Here is a 16,721-nt window from a genome sequence, read left to right as displayed (position 1 = left end):
AGCGCACGTGACCGGCTGGCGTCGGGGACCGGTCGAGGCGCCCACGGTGGCCCGCAGGGGACGTGTGGGCACGTTCGCCCTGCGCGGAGGCAAGGTCGTCATCTCGCTGCTCTCCGTCACCGTACTGGCCCTGACCTGGTACGTCTGGCAGTTCATCGGCAACGTCAACGACGGCGTCACCACCACGGACGTGTTCGACGGCGACGAGAACCTCCGGGCCGAGCCGCTCGACGGGGCGATCGACATCCTCCTCGTCGGTCAGGACAGCCGCACCGACGCACAGGGCAACCCGCTGCCGCAGGAGGTGCTCGACCGGCTGCACGCGGGCGAGGCGAACGGCGAGCGCCAGACCGACACGATGATCCTCGTGCACATCCCCCAGGACGGCACGCGCGCCTCGGCGATCTCGTTCCCCCGCGACTCCTGGGTGGAGCTGGCGGGCGGCTACGGCACGCACAAGCTCAACAGCGCGTTCGTCTACGCCTACAACGACACCTTCCAGACCCTGCAGGAACAGGGCCGCACCGATCTGGAGCAGATCGACGAGGAGGCCAAGGTCGCGGGGCGCAGGAACCTGATCGCCACCATCGAGCAACTGCTGGGCAAGCCGGGCCTCATCGACCGTTACGCCGAGGTGAACCTGGCGAGCTTCTACGAGGTGACCAGGGCGCTCGGCGGCGTCGAGGTGTGCCTGCGCGAAGCGGTCCGCGAGCGCAACTCCGGCATCAACCTCCCCGCGGGCAGGCAGACCATCCAGGGTGTGCAGGCGCTCGCGTTCGTCCGGCAGCGTTACGAACTGCCCAACGGCGACCTCGACCGCATCGCGCGGCAGCAGGCGTTCCTCTCCGGCCTGGTCCGCAAGATGCTCTCCACCGACGTATTGTTCGACCCGGGCAAGATCGGCGAGGTCGTCGGCGCCGTGCAGAAGTCCGTGGTGCTCTCCGAGGACTGGGACCTGCTGCAGTTCGCCGCCCAGATGCGCAACCTCAGCGGCGACAACGTCGAGTTCCGCACCATCCCCGTCGTCGGCAACACCTGGATCGGCGGCGCCTCGGTGCTCGAAATCGACGTCCAGGAGGTGCGGCGGTTCGTCGACGGGCTCATCTCCCACGAGACGGAGACGGAGACGGAGACGGAAACACCGTCGGACGGGTCTGCCGCCCCCGCGACCATCCCCGGCGCCGAGGCCTACACGGTGGAGATCTACAACGCCTCGGGAGCCGACGAGCTCGGCCAGCAGATGCGGGAACAGTTGCGGCAGCACGGTTTCCTCGGCGAGAGTTCGGCCACAATGGACCCACAGGCGAGCACCGTGGTGCGGTACGCGCCCGGCGACGAGGCGGGGGTGGAGCTACTGCGGCAGGCGCTCGGCACCGAACTGGCCGCCGAGCCCGACGCGACCGTGCCCGCCGGCCAGCTCCAGGTGCTGTTCGGCACCGACTTCGAGCCGGCCACCACCGGGACCACGCCCGCGAACCACGCGGGCCAGGAGCCGCAGTTCTTCGCGCCCCCGCACCGCACGCAGACGCCGCAGGACGAGGGCAAGGATGACCCGCCCGACGAGCCGATAACCGCCGGTGACGTGCCCTGCGTCAACTAAGCTGACCGTCCGGATCGCACGCGGGGTGGGGAGGAGCCAGCGTGGACGAGCGCGAGGCCGGAGAACGGGGTGAAGCGGAGCCTGCCGAGGTTCCCGCGCGCCCGGTTCCGACGCCGTACCCGCGACCCCGTCCCGCGCCGGAGCCGTCGCCTCCGCGCGGCAGGGTTCGTTCGGTGCTGCGGGGCACCAACCGCACGGTGGTGACGCTGCTGTCGGTGATCGCGCTGGTCGCCACCGGCTATGCCTACCTGGCCCTGGACGACCTGCAGGACAACGTGCAGACCACGGACGCGCTGCAGCAGAACCTCGGCGACGACCCGGGGGCGCCCCCGCCACCCCCGCAGGACGACGGCGCCACCGACATCCTGCTCGTCGGCGCCGACTCCCGCACCGACATGCAGGGCAACCCGCTGCCGCTCGGCATGCTCAGGGAACTGCGCACGGAGGACAAGGCGGGCGTCAACACCGACACCCTGATCATCCTGCGCATCCCGAAGGACGGGGGGAAACCGACCGGCGTCTCGATCCCGAGGGACACGTGGGTAGACGTCCCACAGGGCGGCAAGGCCAAGATCAACTCGGCGTACGGCGCCGCGAAGGTCGAGGAGGCCGACCGGCTGCGTGCCGACGGCATGACCGACGGGGCGCGGATCGAACGCGACTCGAACCAGGCCGGGCGCAGGGCGCTCGTGCGGACCGTCCAGGACTTCACCCAGATCCGCATCGACCACTACGCCGAGATCAGCCTGCTCGGGTTCTACCTGCTCACCGACGCCCTCGGCGGGATCGAGGTCTGCCTCAACAGCGCCACCGCCGACAAGGACTCCGGCGCCGACTTCGCGGCGGGCCCGCAGGTGGTGTCCGGCGGCGAGGCGCTGTCGTTCGTCCGCCAGCGCAAGAACCTGCCGAGGGGCGACCTCGACCGCATCGTCCGCCAGCAGGTGTTCCTCTCGTCCGCGCTGAACCAGGTGCTCTCGGCGGGCACGCTGACCAACGCCGAGCGGCTGAACCAGCTCACCGAAACCGTGCGCCGTTCGCTCGTGCTCGACCCCGGGCTCGACCTGCTGCAGTTCGCCGAGCAGGCCAAGGGCATCGCCACGGGCGACATGGAGTTCGTGACCATCCCCGTGAAGCAGGTCGGCGCCCGCAGCAAGGACGGGCAGAGCATCATCACCGTCGACGTGGGCGAGGTGCGCCGGTTCGTCAAGAACCTGGTCAGTGGCGGGCAGCAGCAGCCGTCGGGCGGAGGCTCGGCGCCCGTGGGTTCGCCGGTGCGCGCGGCCGTGCCGTGCGTGAACTAGTGTCCTCCGCCGGAAGTCTGTTGCTTGAGTCGGTGGATCCAGGTTTCCGCTGGTAAGGCGCCGGTTCGCCCTCGTACTGGGCCGTACTCGGGTCTTCGCCAACGCATGCCTCGGGCTCGGTGTCCCGCAGGAACCCGGCGGCGGGTGTCCCGCACGGACCGAGCGCCACCCTGGCCCCGCGCACCCACCACCCAACGGGAAGGCAGTTACATTCATGTCGTGAGCCTCACCGAGAATCTCCTCCGTCCCCTGCTGAAGTCCTCGGCCCGGCCGCTGGTGACGCACTACGACGACGCGCTGGGCAGCCGGATCGAGTTGTCGGTCGCGACGGTCGCCAACTGGGCAGCCAAGACGGCGAACTGGCTGGTCGAGGAGTTCGACGTGGAGGAGGGTGACGAGGTGGCCGTGGAGCTGCCCGCCCACTGGCAGACGGCAGGCGTGCTGCTCGGCGCGTGGTGGTGCGGGGCGCACGTGGTCGCGGACGCGGCGGGAGCACGAATCGCCTTCGTCGGCCCCGAGGGGATCGCGGGCAAGGCGGAGGCCACCGCGGTGGTCGCGCTCGACCCGCTCGGCCGAGGTCTCGGCGGGTCCGTGCCCTCCGGGGCGCTGGACTACCTCTCGGAGGCGCGCCTCGCCGGCGACGACTTCTCGCCGCTCGTGCCCATCGCCGGCGACACGCCCGCGCTGCTGGGCTCGACCGTGGACGACGTGCTCGCGCGGGCGCGCGCGAGGGCGGGTGAGCTGGGAATCGGTGAGGGCGCCCGGGTGCTCTCGACGAGGGACTGGACGTTGCCGGACGGGGTGCTCGAAGCCCTGCTGGCACCGCTCGTGGTGGGAGCGCATCTGGTTCAGGTCACCGGCTCCACGCCCGAAAGGCTCGTCGCGCACCGCGAAGCCGAGCGCACGACGGTGGACCTGACCTGAGCGGTCCCCCTCGGCGCTGAGGGAGACCGGGGTTCGGCCGCCGCTACGCGGCCTGCAGCTCGGCGTCCTGAGTTTTGGCCGCTTTCCTGCGGCCGACGATCAGGTGGTCGAGCGAGAGCCGTCCGCCGTTGAATCCCAGCGCCAGACCCGCCAGCGCGAGCACCAGCACCAGCTCGTAGCCGCCCTGACCGGTGAGCCCGGCGTCGAGGTGGACGAAGAACACAGCGCCGAGTCCCGTGATGGCGTAGCCCAGACCCACGAGCGGCAGCGCGAAGCCGACGATGAACAGGATCGAGCCGATCACCTCGACGGCGATGACGAACAGCGCGCTCAGCGCCGGCAGCGGGATACCGGTCGCGGACATCATGTCGGTGGTGCCGCCGACGCCCATCTCCCACTTGTCGAGCCCGTGCGCGAGGAACACCACCGCGACGCCGATGCGCCCGATGAGCGCCGCGACGTCCTGAACCCTGGTGAACATTGTCCGAACCAACCCCTATACCGTCTTAGCTGAACTTTCAACTAACGGTCTCCAGGGTAGCCAGGGCAGGTAAAGCGGATGGAAAGAACCTCACCGCGACGGTGACGCGTCAGGAAAGCTTCTTCTCGAACCAGTGCTCGGCGTACGGCTCGGCGTTGTAGGCCGGAATCTCCCGGTAGCCGTGTTTCGCGTAGAGTCTGCGGGCCTCGACCAGATCGGCGCGCGTGTCCAGGCGGATGACGGAAACGCCCAGCTCACGCGCGGCGCGCTCGATCGCGGCCAGCAGCAGCGCGGCGATGCCACGACCCCGGAACCCCGGCAACACGAACATGCGCTTGAGCTCGGCGAAGCCGTCCCGGTGCCGTCGCAGGCCCGCGCACGCGACGGCGGCGCCATCGAGCCGCGCAAGCAGCAGCGTGCCGTGTGGTGGCGCCAGCTCGTCGCTGGGATCCTCCGCCATCGCCTCGTCGAGCTCGGCCTCCGTCGCGGGGCGGCCGTAGTAGCGGCTCGCCACGTCGGCGAAGTACGTGCGCAGCAGCGTTTCGGCCTCCGCGTCGTGGACGGAGACCGGGGTGACCTCAAGAGGTCCGGACCAAGTCGTCACGAGGAGATCCTGTCACGCGCCGCAAACGGAATCCGTTGGTCGCAGGTGGTTCACGGCGACTACGGTGCGATTCGTGAGCGAACCGGACTTCCTCGCCCGTACCCGCGCGTCCTACGACACGATCGCCGCCGACTTCGCCGGGTGGATCGAGGACGAGCTGGCGGCGAAGCCGCTGGACCGCGCCGTGCTCAGCGGGTTCGCGGAGCTCGCCGGCTCCGGCCTGGTCGCCGACGTCGGCTGCGGCACCGGCCGCGTGACCGCACACCTGCACGGGCTGGGGCTACGGGTGTTCGGCATCGACCTCTCGCCGGGCATGGTCGCACAGGCCCGCGGCAGGCATCCGGATCTGCGGTTCGAGGTGGGCTCGATGACCGAGCTGGAGGCCGGGGACGGCTCGCTCGGTGCGATCGTGGCCTGGTACTCGATCATGCACGTCCCACCGGATCGGCTACCGGCCGTCTTCGCCGAGTTCCACCGCGTCCTGGCCGAGGGCGGTCACCTGCAGCTCGCGTTCCCGGCAGGTGAGGGCCTGCTGCACCGGACCGACGCGGGCGGCCACGAGGTGTCGCTCGACTTCCACCAGCGGCACCCGGACGAGGTGGCCGGCCTGCTGCGTGAGGCCGGCTTCGAGGAACGCGCCCGGCTGGTGAGGGAACCGGACGAGGAGGGCAAGTACGCGGAGACCACACCGCAGGCCTTCCTGCTGGCCCGCAAGCGCCACACTGTGTAGTTCCGCCCTAGGCTGGCAGGACATGAGCGACCCCCACGTGCACGTCGGCCGAGACGTGGTCCACGGCGATGCCGCGGCCCGGAACCTGGTCGCGTCCACGTTCGGACTGGTCGGTGAGCTGCCGAGCACGCTCACCACGGGCTGCGGTAGCACGGTGCCGTATGTGATGACGTCCCCTCGCCCGGAGACCGTCACCTGCCTGCCCTGCCGGGACTACACCCGCGCGCAGCGGCTGCGGTTCGCCACGGCTCGCCACCGCAACCTCGCTGACCGGTTCGGCGGGCTCACATGACCGCGGTGACCCGTCTCGTGACGTCCGTCGACGCCGACGACCAAGGCGATGGCACCGTCTCGGTGTCGGCGCTGCACGAGGTCGAGCTCGCCGACGGACGCCGCGTGGTGCTGCTGGCCGACCGCGGCTGGGGCACCACCCAGAGCTGGGCAGAGGCGTCGGCCCAGGACCTGCGCGCGACCGCACGCGTCGTCGTCGGCCCCGACGAGCCGTTCGACGACCGCACGCGGGAAGACATGGAATCCGACCACTGGAACGCACTGGCCCACGCCGCCAAGCGACAAGGCGTCGACGTCACGGGGGCCGGGCTCAAGCGGTTGCCGCACGACGTGGTGCTCAGCGAGCAGGTACTCGCCCGCCTTGGCGCCGACCCGGGCCGGTCCGGCCAATCCGGCTAGCGCGCCGGATCCGCGGTAAGGCCTGTCGGAGCAGCGCGCAGTGACGCTCATGGCGTTCGGGCGGCCGCGAGACAACCGCGGCAGCCCGAAGAACCATCAGGTCGAGACCACTCAGCCCTTGAGCAGGCTCCTCGCCATCACCATGCGCTGGATCTGGTTGGTGCCCTCATAGATCTGGGTGATCTTCGCGTCGCGCATCATGCGCTCCACCGGGAAGTCACGGGTGTAGCCTGCGCCGCCGAAGAGCTGCACCGCGTCGGTGGTGACCTCCATGGCGATGTCGGACGCGTAGGACTTCGCCGCGCTGGCCATGAACCCCGCACGTGCGTCGCCGCGTTCGCTCGCCGCCGCGCTGGCGTACACGAGGTGCCTGGCCGCCTCGATCTTCGTGCCCATGTCGGCGAGCATGAATTGCACGCCCTGGAACTCGCCGATCGCCTTGCCGAACTGCTTGCGCTCCTTGACATAGGCTACCGCCGCGTCCAGCGCGCCCTGTGCGATACCCAGCGCCTGCGCCCCGATGGTCGGCCGCGTGTGGTCGAGCGTGCGCAGCGCGGTCTTCAGCCCGGTACCCGGCTCGCCGATGATCCGGTCGGCGGGGATGGTGCAGTTCTCGAAGTAGATCTCCCGCGTCGGCGAGCCCTTGATGCCCAGCTTCTTCTCCTTGGGCCCCACCGAGAAGCCGGGGTCGTCCTTGTGCACCACGAACGCCGAGATGCCGTTGGACTTCCTCTCCGCGTCGGGGTCGCTGACGGCCATCACCGTGTACCAGGACGACTCGCCCGCGTTGGTGATCCAGCACTTGGTGCCGTTGAGCACCCAGTGGTCGCCGTCCAGCCGGGCACGGGTGCGCATCGACGCGGTGTCCGACCCGGCCTCGCGCTCCGAGAGCGCGTAGGACGCGGACGCCTCACCGGAGGCGATCGAGGGCAGCACGAGCTTCTTCAGCTCGCTGGAGGCCGAGAGCAGGATGGGTTGCGTGCCCAGCTTGTTCACGGCGGGGATCAGCGAGGCCGACGCGTCGACCCGCGCCACCTCCTCGATCACGATGCACGCCGCGATGGCGTCGGCGCCCTGCCCCTCGTACTCCTCGGGGATGTGCACCGCGTTGAACCCGGCCTTGACCAGCGCCTCGCTCGCCTCGACGGGGTAGCGCTCCTGTTCGTCCACCTCGGCGGCGTAGGGCGCGATCTCCTTTTCGGCGAGCGCACGCACAGCCGCGCGCAGTTCTTCGTGCTCCTCAGCGAGCTGGTAAAGCCCAGGGCCTTCGGTCACCTGCGCCACCTTTCGATCGGGACAAGTCGGCTACCACCAGTCGATGTTAGTGACGGTTTACTAGGTCATCCTTGTGTTCTTGGCCGCACCCTCCCTACTGTCGAGTGATGTCGATCACAACGACGTTGCGACCTCCTGGGCTCCCCTCCTCTCTCACCTACCCCGATGCCCCGGTCGGCGCCCTGCTCGCGGGCGCGGCGGCTCGATACGGCGACCGGACCGCCTTCCAGCACGGCGAGCAGCACCTCACGTTCACCGGTCTCTGGGACCAGGCGTGCCGGTTCGCCAACGCACTGCGGGACCGCGGCATCGGGCCAGGCGACACCGTGGCCCTGCACCTGCCGAACTGCCTCGCCTTCCCGGTCGCCTACTACGGCACGCTGCTCTGGGTGCAACGTTCAGCCCCGCCAACCCGTTGCTCCCGCCGCAGGACCTCGCCGCGCAACTCGCCGACTGCGGCGCCGTCGCGGTGGTGACCTACGGCCCAGTTGCCAAGGCGCTGGACGGCACAGGCATCGGCACCGTCCTCGTGTACCAGCCAGTGGAGCAGGGGCAGGCCGACTTCGACGCCTTCCACGCCCACGCCGACGCCACCCCACCCGACGTCCGCATCGACCCGGCGAGCGACCTCGCACATCTCGCGTACACGGGCGGCACCACGGGCCGGTCGAAGGGGGTTCGGCTCACGCACCGCAACGTCGTCGTCAACACGCTGCAGTACGCGTGCTGGGGCTCCGGTTGCGTGCCGACAGTGGACGACGAGGGCAACCCCGGCCTCGACCAGATCGGCTCCGAGGAGGAGTGGCCGATCCGGCTCGGCACCGGCATCGGCATCAACCTCACGCCGTGGTTCCACGCCATGGGCACCATCGGCGCGCTGAACGTCAGCGTGCTGAACGGCGGCACGGCGGTAGTGCATCAGCGGTTCGACCCACCGTCCTATGTGGTCGATGCCGAGCGGCTGCGCGTCACCACGATGGGTGGCGCGCCCGCGCTGTTCGCCGCCCTGCTCGCGTGCCCGGAGTTCCACGCGAGCGACCTGTCGTCGGTGCGCACCATCACCTCGGGCGCCGCACCGATGCCCCACGAGATGATCAACGCGTTGCGCGAGCGGTTCCCCGACGCGGTGATCGCCGAGGGCTACGGGCTCACGGAGGTGACGATGGGCGCGACGCTCTCGCCGACGTGGCGTTCCGGCGTCCGCAAGGTCGGCGCGGTCGGGGTGCCGACGTTCGACACGGAGGTCAAGATCGTCGCTGCCGAGGGCGGCGAGGAGGCCGTCGGGCCGAACCTGCCCGGCGAGGTGTGCATCCGGGGACCACAGGTCATGCAGGGCTACCACAACCGGCCCGAGGAGACGGCCGCCGTGCTCGTCGACGGCTGGCTGCACACCGGCGACATCGGAGTGCTCGACGACGACGGCTATCTATCCATTGTGGACCGCAAGAAGGACATGCTGCTTTACAAGGGCTACAACGTCTACCCGAGGGAGCTCGAGGAGCTGCTCATCTCGTTGCCGCAGGTCGCCGCGGCGGCGGTGGTCGGCAAGCGGAGCCAAGAGGCGGGCGAGCTGCCGGTCGCGTTCGTCGTGCGCGCCCCGGGGCACGAGCAGGCGGAAGCGGAGGCGCTGCTGGAGGCCGTGAACAGGCGGGTCGTGCCGTACAAGCGGCTGCGGGAGCTGCACTTCGTCGAGGCGATTCCGGTGTCGGCGGCCGGCAAGGTGCTCAAACGCGAGCTCCGAAAGCAACTCACCTGACACCCGGTCCGCGAGTTCCGCACTCCCGACCGCGAGTTGCGCACTCCCGACCGCGAGTTCCGCACTCCCGACCGCGAGTTCCGCACTCCCGACCGCGAGTTGCGCACTCCCGCACATCCGGCGCCGTGCCTGCAGTCCCGAACGCAGAACTCGGCGTCCCGAACGCACAACTCGGCGTCGTGAGTGCGCGACTCGCGCGCTGGAGCGGAGGACTCGCGGCGGCGTCAGTGGGTCAGCTTCTCGCGGAGGGCGGCGTCCTTGTCGAGGACGAGCTGCTCCAGGTCGGCCTGGAAGGCCGACATGCGGGCGCACAGCGCCTCGTCGCCTGCCGCGAGGATCCGTACCGCCAGCAGGCCCGCGTTGCGGGCACCGCCGACCGACACCGTCGCGACCGGTACCCCGGCGGGCATCTGCACGATCGAGAGGAGGGAGTCCAGGCCGTCGAGGTACTTCAGCGGCACCGGGACCCCGATCACGGGCAACGGCGTCGCCGAGGCCACCATCCCCGGCAGGTGAGCGGCACCCCCCGCACCCGCGATGATCACCTTGATCCCGCGGTCCGCCGCGCTGCGCGCGTAGTCGAGCATGCGCTGCGGGGTCCGGTGCGCCGAGTAGACGCCGACCTCGTAGGACACCTCGAACTCGTCGAGGGCCTGTCCGGCGGCTTCCAGCACCGGCCAATCCGAGTCGCTGCCCATGATGACGCCGACGACGGGGTTACTCACGATCTTCGTACCTCTCAGTGGATCTGGTAGCCGTCGAGCCATTCGGCGTGGGACAGCCAGTGGGAGGCGAGCCGGGCGCGCTGCCGCAGCTCGTCGGTCAGCGGGCCGAGCATGTTCACGTGGCCGAGCTTGCGGCCCGGCCGTTCACCCTTGCCGTACAGGTGCACGCGCGCGTCCGGGAACCGCGCGAACAGGTGGTGCAGCCGCTCGTCGGGGCGCATCGCCGGGGTCTCCGGCGCCCCGAGGACATTGGCCATCACGGTCGGCGAGAGCAGCTCCGTCACGCCGAGCGGGTAGTCCAGCACGGCGCGCAGGTGTTGCTCGAACTGCGACGTCCGGCTGCCGTCCATCGTCCAGTGCCCGGAGTTGTGCGGGCGCATCGCGAGCTCGTTGACCAGCAGTCCGCCGTCGGTCTCGAACAGCTCCACCGCCAGCACGCCCACGACGTCGAGCTCCGTCGCGATCCGCAGCGCGAGGTCCTGCGCCTCCTGCGTCCGCCGTGCGGTCAGCCCGGGCGCGGGCGCCAGCACCTCGGTGTTGATGCCGTTCGACTGCACGGTCTCCACCACGGGCCAGGCCGCGCCCTGTCCGAACGGCGAGCGGGCCACCAGCGCCGAGAGCTCCCTGCGCATGGCGACCTTCTCCTCGACGAGCAGCGACGTGCCCGCGTCCAGCAGCTCGGGCACGAGGCCGCGCGCGTCCGCGGGCGAGTCGACCATCCACACGCCCCTGCCGTCGTACCCGCCGGTCGCGGCCTTGAGGACCACCGGCCAGGAGTGGGCCTCGCCGAACTTGAGGACGTCGTCCACATCGGACACCTCGGCGAACGCCGGGCCGGGGAAGTCGTGTGCCGCCATGCGCTCGCGCATCAGCAGCTTGTTCTGCGCGAACGCCAGCGCGCCGGGCCCGGGGCGGACCACGACGCCCTCCATAGCCAGCGTCAGCAGGTGCTCGCCCGGCACGTGCTCGTGGTCGAACGTCAGCACGTCGACCCCGCGCGCGAACGACCGCAGCGCCTCCAGGTCGGTGTGGTGGCCGTACACGACCTCGCCTGCGACGAGCCCGGCCGATTCGTTCTCTCCCGCCGCGAGCACGCGCAGCGACTGGCCGAGCGAGATGGCCGCCTGGTGCGTCATCCTGGCGAGCTGGCCGCCGCCAACCATGCCGACCACGGGAAGTCCGGTGCGAGTATCCATAGCGGGTTCAGCTTACGGGCAGGTCAGAAGCGCTTCGCCGGTCAATGGGCCGCGGTGAGATCCGGGGCACGTTCCTCAGCCGCCCGCCGCCGCTGCCACAGCCAGCGACCGGCCAGCACCGCGGTCAGCACGATCGGCATGAGGATGTAGGCGCTGCCGAGCACGTACTGCCAGAACGCCCAGTGCAGCTCGAGGTTCCGCCCGTTGGGCAGCACCAGCAGCACGCAGCTCACGAACACCACGATCACCGCACCGGCCGCGAGCCAGCGCTTGCCCGCCGTCGCCGGGGTGGTCTGCGGCAGCCGCGACACCAGCAGCACGATCAGCGGCACCGCCCACACCCAGTGATGCGACCAGGACACCGGCGAGACGAGCAGCGCGTAGAACGCGGTCACCAGCAGCGCCTCGAGCGGCCGGCCTCGCCGGTGGAAGCGCAGCATCAGCCAGATCGCGGCCGGCGCGAGCGCCGCGCCGATGGCCAGCGCCACCGTCGACGACCACGGCGCGAGGTCCGAGAGCCGGTTGACCAGACCGTTCAGCGACTGGTTGCCGGCCCAGTGCATGGGACCGATGCGGCCCTGGTCGGACACGGTGTGGGTCCAGAACCGCCACGCGTCGTTCGGGATCAGTGCGAACATCAGCGCCTGCAGGCCGAAGAACGTCAACAGGGCGCGCAGGGCGTCCATCTTGCGGCCCGTGAACAGCAGGTGCGGGATGAAGATCAACGGCGTGAGCTTGACGGCCGCGGCGACGCCGACGAGCACCCCGCCCCAGCGGCTGCCACGTGCGCTGATCACCAGCACGTCGAGCACGACCAGCGCCATGAGAATCAGGTTGATCTGGCCAAGGAAGATCGTGCGCCACACCGGTTCGAGCGCGAAGAACACGATCGCGAAGATCAGCGTGGTGCGGGCGGGCGAGGCCCAGCGCGGCAGCTCACCGGAGGGCCGGGGCAGTGCCCCGATCGCCACGCGGATCACCAGCGCCATCGCGAGGAACGACACCGCGGCCACCACGCCCCACGCCACCTGCACGGGCAGCACGGCCAGCGGGACGAACAGCAGCGCGGCCGTCGGCGGGTAGGTGAACGGGAGCAGAGCCCACCACGGTTCGGGCCCGAGGGTGTTGCCCTCGTAAAGCGGATCGCCGTTCAGCAGCGTCACCGCGCCGGCGCGGTACACCGCGCTGTCGACGCCGAGCCGCCAGTCGAGCAGCCAGCCGACGATGCCGGCGACCACGGCGAGCACGGGCAGCGCCACCAGCAGCGCCATCGAACGGGGACGGACGAACAACCGGAGCAGGGAGGTGCGCAGCGCGAGCCGTCGGGATCCCCGCTCGGAGCGGACTCCGGGATCGGTGGTGGTGGGCAGGACCTGCTTCACGGTTTTCCATCCCCGCTGGTCAAAGTCTTGTTTCCTGGAGTGCCGCCGCGCCGTTCCCTGGCTGCCTCACCTATCAAGGAAATCACGAATCGGAATCGAACCGCGCACAAGGCCCGGTCAGTTCCGGCTCAGCGTGTCGAGCAGCTCGCACGCTGCCCTGTGGTCGCCGGGCAGCCGGACCACATTGATCCTCGGGGTACCCACCTCGTGCAGCTGCGCATCGACCTCAAGCCGCTCCGTCAGCTCCCTGCGCAGGCGCACGGCACGGGCCGCCACACCGGCGTCGCGCGTCGCCACGGCGGCGACGGTCGACGGACCGAGCACCGCGAGGCTCTCCCCGCCGTCGAAGGCGACCCGCAGCGCGTCGGCCGCCAGGATCATTCCGGTCAGCCGGGTCCAGCCAGCGGCCTTCGAGAAGTCCATGGTCACCACCACGAGCGCGTGGTCGTCGGCCACGCGCTCGTCGTCGCGCTCGGCCTGGCGGTACAGCTCGGCGAGCCGGGTGCGCAGGTACGCGCTCGTGGGCAACCCGGTGAGCGGATCGCTCACCTCGGCGCGCGTCAGCTGGTCCAGGGCGACATCCGCCCAGGCGACAGCGGTCACGCGGAGTAATCGGGCAGGGGTCGCGTCGACGTCGGGGGCGACGAACCCGTCCGTGGCCGCCGGGTCGGCGAGCACGGCGTGCAGGGCCGCGAGGTCCGTGAGCGTCTCCTCCAGCCCCGCCCCGGAAGTCGCCCTCGCCCTGCCGAGCCCCGCGAGCGCGGGCAGCGCACCGTCGGCACCGCCGTGCTTCACGATCGCGGCGCACACGGCGTCGACCTCGGGAATCCCCCAGTCACTCGGAAACCGCCACCCCGAGGCGAGGCTCGCCGTCCGCCAGCGGGCACGCAGTGTGCGCAGGAAACGGTCCGGCGCGGTCCGCCACGCGGCTTCGGGGCGCTCGCCGTCCGGATCGGACAGCGAACCCGTCGCAGGCGCGTCCACACACACCCCCTTCCAACTGAGAACCTTGCCTGATCACGGGACGCGCGTACCCGGTCCCCGTGACGAGAATCAGACGAAACAACGGGTGAACCGGTTGCGACTCCCGGGGCATGGCTTCACCCATGGCGTGACGCGACAAACCCGATCCGTCACACTTGGCGCTGCGCGGCATCTAAACAGGTGTCCGCCCGGGAAAGGAGAGCCGTGACCACCGCCCCCGCCGACCCCAGTGGTCCCAGCGATGCCGAGCTCATCGCGGCGGTGAGAGAGGGCAGGCTCGAGTCCTATGGGCCCTTGTACGAGCGGCACGTCTCGGCGGCCTACAACCTCGCCCGGCAGCTCGCGCGGTCGTCCACGGAGGCCGACGACCTGGTCTCGGAGGCGTTCTCCAAGGTGCTCGACGCGCTGCGCGCGGGCAAGGGCCCCGACAGCGCGTTCCGCGCCTACCTGCTGACGGCGCTGCGGCACACTGCCTACGACAAGACGCGCAAGGACAAGCGCGTCGACCTCTCCGACGACATGACCACGGTCGGCGGCGCGGGCGCCGAAGCGCTGACGGTGCCGTTCTCCGACACGGCCATGGCCGGGCTCGAGCGCACGCTCGCGGCCAAGGCGTTCGCGCGGCTGCCCGAGCGCTGGCAGGCCGTGCTGTGGCACACCGAGATCGAGCAGCAGTCGCCCGCCGAGGTGGCGCCGCTGCTCGGGCTCACCCCCAACGGCGTCTCAGCGCTCGCCTACCGTGCCCGCGAGGGGCTGCGCCAGGCATACCTGCAGGTGCACCTCGCAGAGGTGTCCGCCGACCGCTGCCGGGCCACGGCCGACAAGCTCGGCGCGTGGACGCGCTCGGGGCTGTCCAAGCGCGAGCGGGCCCAGGTGGAGCAGCACCTCGACGAGTGCGCCGACTGCCGCGCGCTGGCCGCCGAGCTCGCCGACGTCAACGGCGCGCTGCGCGCGATCGTCGCTCCGCTCGTGCTCGGCGGCGGGGTGCTCGGCTACCTCGCGCTGGCCGGCGCGGGCAAGGCGAGCGCCGCGACCGCGATCGGTGCGGGCGCTGCGGCCGGGTCGGCCGGTGGTGCCGCGAGCGCCGCCGCCTCCGGTCCCCGCCAGTTCGTCGGCGTCGCCGCCTCCGGGGTCGCGATGGCGGCCGCGATCGCCGTGGCGCTCACCGCGGGCGGTCAGCGGGAGATCCCGGCCGCCGCCGCACCTCCGCCCCCACCTGCGGTGCAGGCGCCGGCCAACCCGCCTGCCGCTCCACCCGCTCCGCCCGCTCCGCCCGCTCCACCGGCGCCGGAGCCCGCCGAGCCCGCGCCACCACCGGTCGTTCCGCCGCCCGCGCAGCAGCCGGTCCCGCAGGAACCGGCCCCACCGCCGCCGCCCGCTCCGGCGCCGCCGCAGGTCACCGCTGACTCCCCGCCAGACGGCATCGCGCTCGACCCCGGTGGCTCGGCCGTCGACCTGCCGATCACCGTCCGCAACGACGGCGGCACGGTCTCCGAACCCGTGTCGGTCACGCTCAACCTGCCAGAGGGCGTCTCCGCCATCGGCCCCGCGACGGGAGGCGGCGGGGCACCGCCTGGCGGACCGGTGGCCCGCCAGGCGCAGCAGACCGAGCGCGTCACGTGCCCCGGCGGTACGGGCACCGTCACCTGCCGGACGCAGGAGGGCCTCGAACCCGGCGAGTCGGCGGTGCTGGTGTTCCGGGTGCGGGCGGCCGCCGACGCGGTGTCGGGGCAGATCACCGGCACCGTCAACTCGGGCAGCCCCGTCGAGGTCTCGATCCGGGTCCCGGTGCGGGTGGCGCCCGTCCAGGAAGACGCGGTGTACCTGCGGGTCCACCCGGCCTTCCACCCGTGGGGCCGGGCACTGTCGGTGCAGGTCCGCAACGACGGCCCGGTCGCGCGCGAGGCGACGATGACCGTCGACGAGGCCGCACACGCCTCGCCGCTCAACCGCCCCGCCGCCTGCGACCGCCGCGGCGACTCCGTGACGTGCCGGACCACGCATCCGCTCGAACCGGGCGAGACCATCCGCTTCTGGGTCGTGGTGCGCTCGCACTTCTTCGACGCGTTCGAGAAGAAGAACGTCACCGTGTCCGCGACGGTCGGCAGCGCGCACACGTCGGAGACCGTGGAGGTCAAGTGCCTCGGCCACTGGTGCCACTGGCCGGACAAACCGGGTAAGAACCGCCCGGCACCGACCACCACGCCGGAACCGGCGCCGTCAGCGCCGTCAGCACCGTCAGCGCCGTCAGCGCCGTCAGCGCCGTCCATGCCGGCCGCGCCGAGCACGACGACCAGCACGACCACCACCACACCGCCCACGCGATCGCATTGGCCCGGCCTGCCCACGTCGCCGGGACGGCCGACGGCACCGGAGCCGCCGCGGCCGGAACGCCCGAAACCCCAGAAGCCAGAGAAGCCCCAGGCACCAGGGAAACCGGCGCCCGAACACCCTCGGCCATCGAAGTCCTCGCAGCCACCGCTGTTCGGCTGGTCCGGCTGGTTCGACTGATCGGCCAAGGCGACGCTGCGTAGACTGCGGGAGTGGCCGTCGTCGAATCCGTGCTCGCCCGAGTGCCCGAGCCTCTGCGGTCGGTGCTGATCAGGCACCGGGAGCTGCTGAAGTTCGCGATCGTGGGCGGCACGACGTTCCTCGTCGACAACGGCGTCTGGTACCTGCTGAAGCTGACGGTGCTGAGCACGAAGCCGACCACCGCGAAGGCCATCGCGATCATCATCGCGACGATCGTGTCCTACGTCCTCAATCGCGAGTGGTCGTTCCGGACGCGCGGCGGCCGGGAACGCCATCACGAGGCGGCGTTGTTCTTCCTGATCAGCGGCGTCGCGGTGGTCGTGAACCTGATCCCGCTGCTGGTGTCGCGCTACGTCTTCGACCTGGAACGGCCACACGTTTCCCTGTTCGTGCAGGAGACGGCCGACTTCATCGCGGGGTCCGTGGTCGGCATGCTGCTGGCCATGGTGTTCCGCTTCTGGGGCCTGCGGAAGTGGGTGTTCCCCGACGAACTCGGCCGCGGGCACCGCGAGAGCGAGTTCGCGGTGCCGCGCTCCTGACC

Annotated in this window: 15 protein-coding genes and 1 pseudogene; 9 read left to right on the top strand and 7 right to left on the bottom strand. The window is 71.0% G+C overall.

Annotated features, from left to right (window positions below):
* Positions 1-7 precede the first annotated feature (7 nt).
* The 3 genes from FCN18_RS29160 (at position 8) to FCN18_RS29150 (ending at position 3,825) form a co-directional block, all read left to right on the top strand.
* Positions 8-1,600, top strand: coding sequence for an LCP family protein (locus FCN18_RS29160; RefSeq protein WP_137096610.1), 1,593 nt, complete (start codon positions 8-10; stop codon positions 1,598-1,600).
* 41 nt (positions 1,601-1,641) lie between these two features.
* Complete coding sequence (locus FCN18_RS29155; RefSeq protein WP_137096609.1) at positions 1,642-2,901, top strand: LCP family protein; 1,260 nt, start codon at positions 1,642-1,644, stop codon at positions 2,899-2,901.
* 219 nt (positions 2,902-3,120) lie between these two features.
* Positions 3,121-3,825, top strand: coding sequence for a TIGR03089 family protein (locus FCN18_RS29150; RefSeq protein ID WP_137096608.1), 705 nt, complete (start codon positions 3,121-3,123; stop codon positions 3,823-3,825).
* 43 nt (positions 3,826-3,868) lie between these two features.
* On the opposite strand, the gene FCN18_RS29145 is transcribed toward FCN18_RS29150, so the two are convergent.
* Together FCN18_RS29145 and FCN18_RS29140 are read right to left on the bottom strand one after the other, a co-directional pair.
* Positions 3,869-4,306: a DoxX family protein gene (locus tag FCN18_RS29145; RefSeq protein ID WP_113642946.1), complete on the bottom strand. Its 438-nt coding sequence runs from the start codon at positions 4,304-4,306 to the stop codon at positions 3,869-3,871.
* A gap of 109 nt (positions 4,307-4,415) precedes the next feature.
* Complete coding sequence (locus tag FCN18_RS29140; RefSeq protein ID WP_112275913.1) at positions 4,416-4,910, bottom strand: GNAT family N-acetyltransferase; 495 nt, start codon at positions 4,908-4,910, stop codon at positions 4,416-4,418.
* A 73-nt stretch (positions 4,911-4,983) separates the two neighbouring features.
* On the opposite strand from FCN18_RS29140, the gene FCN18_RS29135 reads away from it, so the two are divergent.
* From FCN18_RS29135 to FCN18_RS29125, 3 genes are read left to right on the top strand one after another with little or no spacing between them, the layout of a single operon-like run.
* Complete coding sequence (locus tag FCN18_RS29135) at positions 4,984-5,640, top strand: class I SAM-dependent DNA methyltransferase (RefSeq protein WP_113642966.1); 657 nt, start codon at positions 4,984-4,986, stop codon at positions 5,638-5,640.
* Positions 5,641-5,662: 22 nt separating this feature from the next.
* Positions 5,663-5,932: a hypothetical protein gene (locus tag FCN18_RS29130; RefSeq protein ID WP_112275911.1), complete on the top strand. Its 270-nt coding sequence runs from the start codon at positions 5,663-5,665 to the stop codon at positions 5,930-5,932.
* Positions 5,929-6,330, top strand: coding sequence for a hypothetical protein (locus tag FCN18_RS29125; protein WP_137096607.1), 402 nt, complete (start codon positions 5,929-5,931; stop codon positions 6,328-6,330). Before FCN18_RS29130 ends, FCN18_RS29125 begins: the two co-directional genes overlap by 4 nt.
* Before the next feature lie 111 nt (positions 6,331-6,441).
* On the opposite strand, the gene FCN18_RS29120 is transcribed toward FCN18_RS29125, so the two are convergent.
* Positions 6,442-7,605, bottom strand: coding sequence for an acyl-CoA dehydrogenase family protein (locus FCN18_RS29120; protein ID WP_112275909.1), 1,164 nt, complete (start codon positions 7,603-7,605; stop codon positions 6,442-6,444).
* 107 nt (positions 7,606-7,712) lie between these two features.
* On the opposite strand from FCN18_RS29120, the pseudogene FCN18_RS29115 reads away from it, so the two are divergent.
* A pseudogene (locus FCN18_RS29115) lies at positions 7,713-9,361 on the top strand (class I adenylate-forming enzyme family protein).
* Between the two features lie 224 nt (positions 9,362-9,585).
* Here the strand turns inward: FCN18_RS29115 and purE are convergent.
* From purE to FCN18_RS29095, 4 genes are all read right to left on the bottom strand, one after another.
* Entirely contained in the window at positions 9,586-10,086 is a 501-nt protein-coding gene (purE, locus tag FCN18_RS29110) for a 5-(carboxyamino)imidazole ribonucleotide mutase (RefSeq protein ID WP_228714178.1), read from the bottom strand.
* A gap of 14 nt (positions 10,087-10,100) precedes the next feature.
* Positions 10,101-11,282 carry a 5-(carboxyamino)imidazole ribonucleotide synthase gene (locus FCN18_RS29105; RefSeq protein WP_112275906.1) on the bottom strand — a complete coding sequence of 394 codons (1,182 nt, stop codon included), beginning with the start codon at positions 11,280-11,282 and terminating at the stop codon, positions 10,101-10,103.
* 41 nt (positions 11,283-11,323) lie between these two features.
* Positions 11,324-12,652 (bottom strand): glycosyltransferase 87 family protein, encoded by a 1,329-nt coding sequence (locus tag FCN18_RS29100; RefSeq protein ID WP_407675800.1) that lies wholly within the window; start codon positions 12,650-12,652, stop codon positions 11,324-11,326.
* A gap of 129 nt (positions 12,653-12,781) precedes the next feature.
* Entirely contained in the window at positions 12,782-13,648 is an 867-nt protein-coding gene (locus FCN18_RS29095; protein WP_112275905.1) for a PleD family two-component system response regulator, read from the bottom strand.
* Positions 13,649-13,852: 204 nt separating this feature from the next.
* Here FCN18_RS29095 and FCN18_RS29090 point away from each other — a divergent pair, with 204 nt between their 5' ends.
* Together FCN18_RS29090 and FCN18_RS29085 are read left to right on the top strand one after the other, a co-directional pair.
* Positions 13,853-16,159 (top strand): sigma-70 family RNA polymerase sigma factor, encoded by a 2,307-nt coding sequence (locus FCN18_RS29090; protein ID WP_137096605.1) that lies wholly within the window; start codon positions 13,853-13,855, stop codon positions 16,157-16,159.
* Between the two features lie 32 nt (positions 16,160-16,191).
* On the top strand, positions 16,192-16,719 hold the full coding sequence (locus FCN18_RS29085) for a GtrA family protein (protein WP_112275903.1): 528 nt from the start codon (positions 16,192-16,194) through the stop codon (positions 16,717-16,719).
* Positions 16,720-16,721: the final 2 nt, after the last annotated feature.

The sequence above is a fragment of the Prauserella endophytica genome (assembly GCF_005146945.1).
Lineage (GTDB): Bacteria > Actinomycetota > Actinomycetes > Mycobacteriales > Pseudonocardiaceae > Prauserella_A > Prauserella_A endophytica.
The sequence above is the reverse complement of the archived record's forward strand: the minus strand, read 5'-3'. Positions and strand labels throughout refer to the sequence as shown.

What these genes read in the sequence shown, in the direction of transcription:
- FCN18_RS29130 (WP_112275911.1), top strand. Translation starts at nt 5,663, where the DNA reads ATGAGCGACCCCCACGTGCACGTCGGCCGAGACGTGGTCCACGGCGAT.
- FCN18_RS29145 (WP_113642946.1), bottom strand. Translation starts at nt 4,306, where the DNA reads ATGTTCACCAGGGTTCAGGACGTCGCGGCGCTCATCGGGCGCATCGGC.
- FCN18_RS29105 (WP_112275906.1), bottom strand. Translation starts at nt 11,282, where the DNA reads ATGGATACTCGCACCGGACTTCCCGTGGTCGGCATGGTTGGCGGCGGC.
- FCN18_RS29125 (WP_137096607.1), top strand. Translation starts at nt 5,929, where the DNA reads ATGACCGCGGTGACCCGTCTCGTGACGTCCGTCGACGCCGACGACCAA.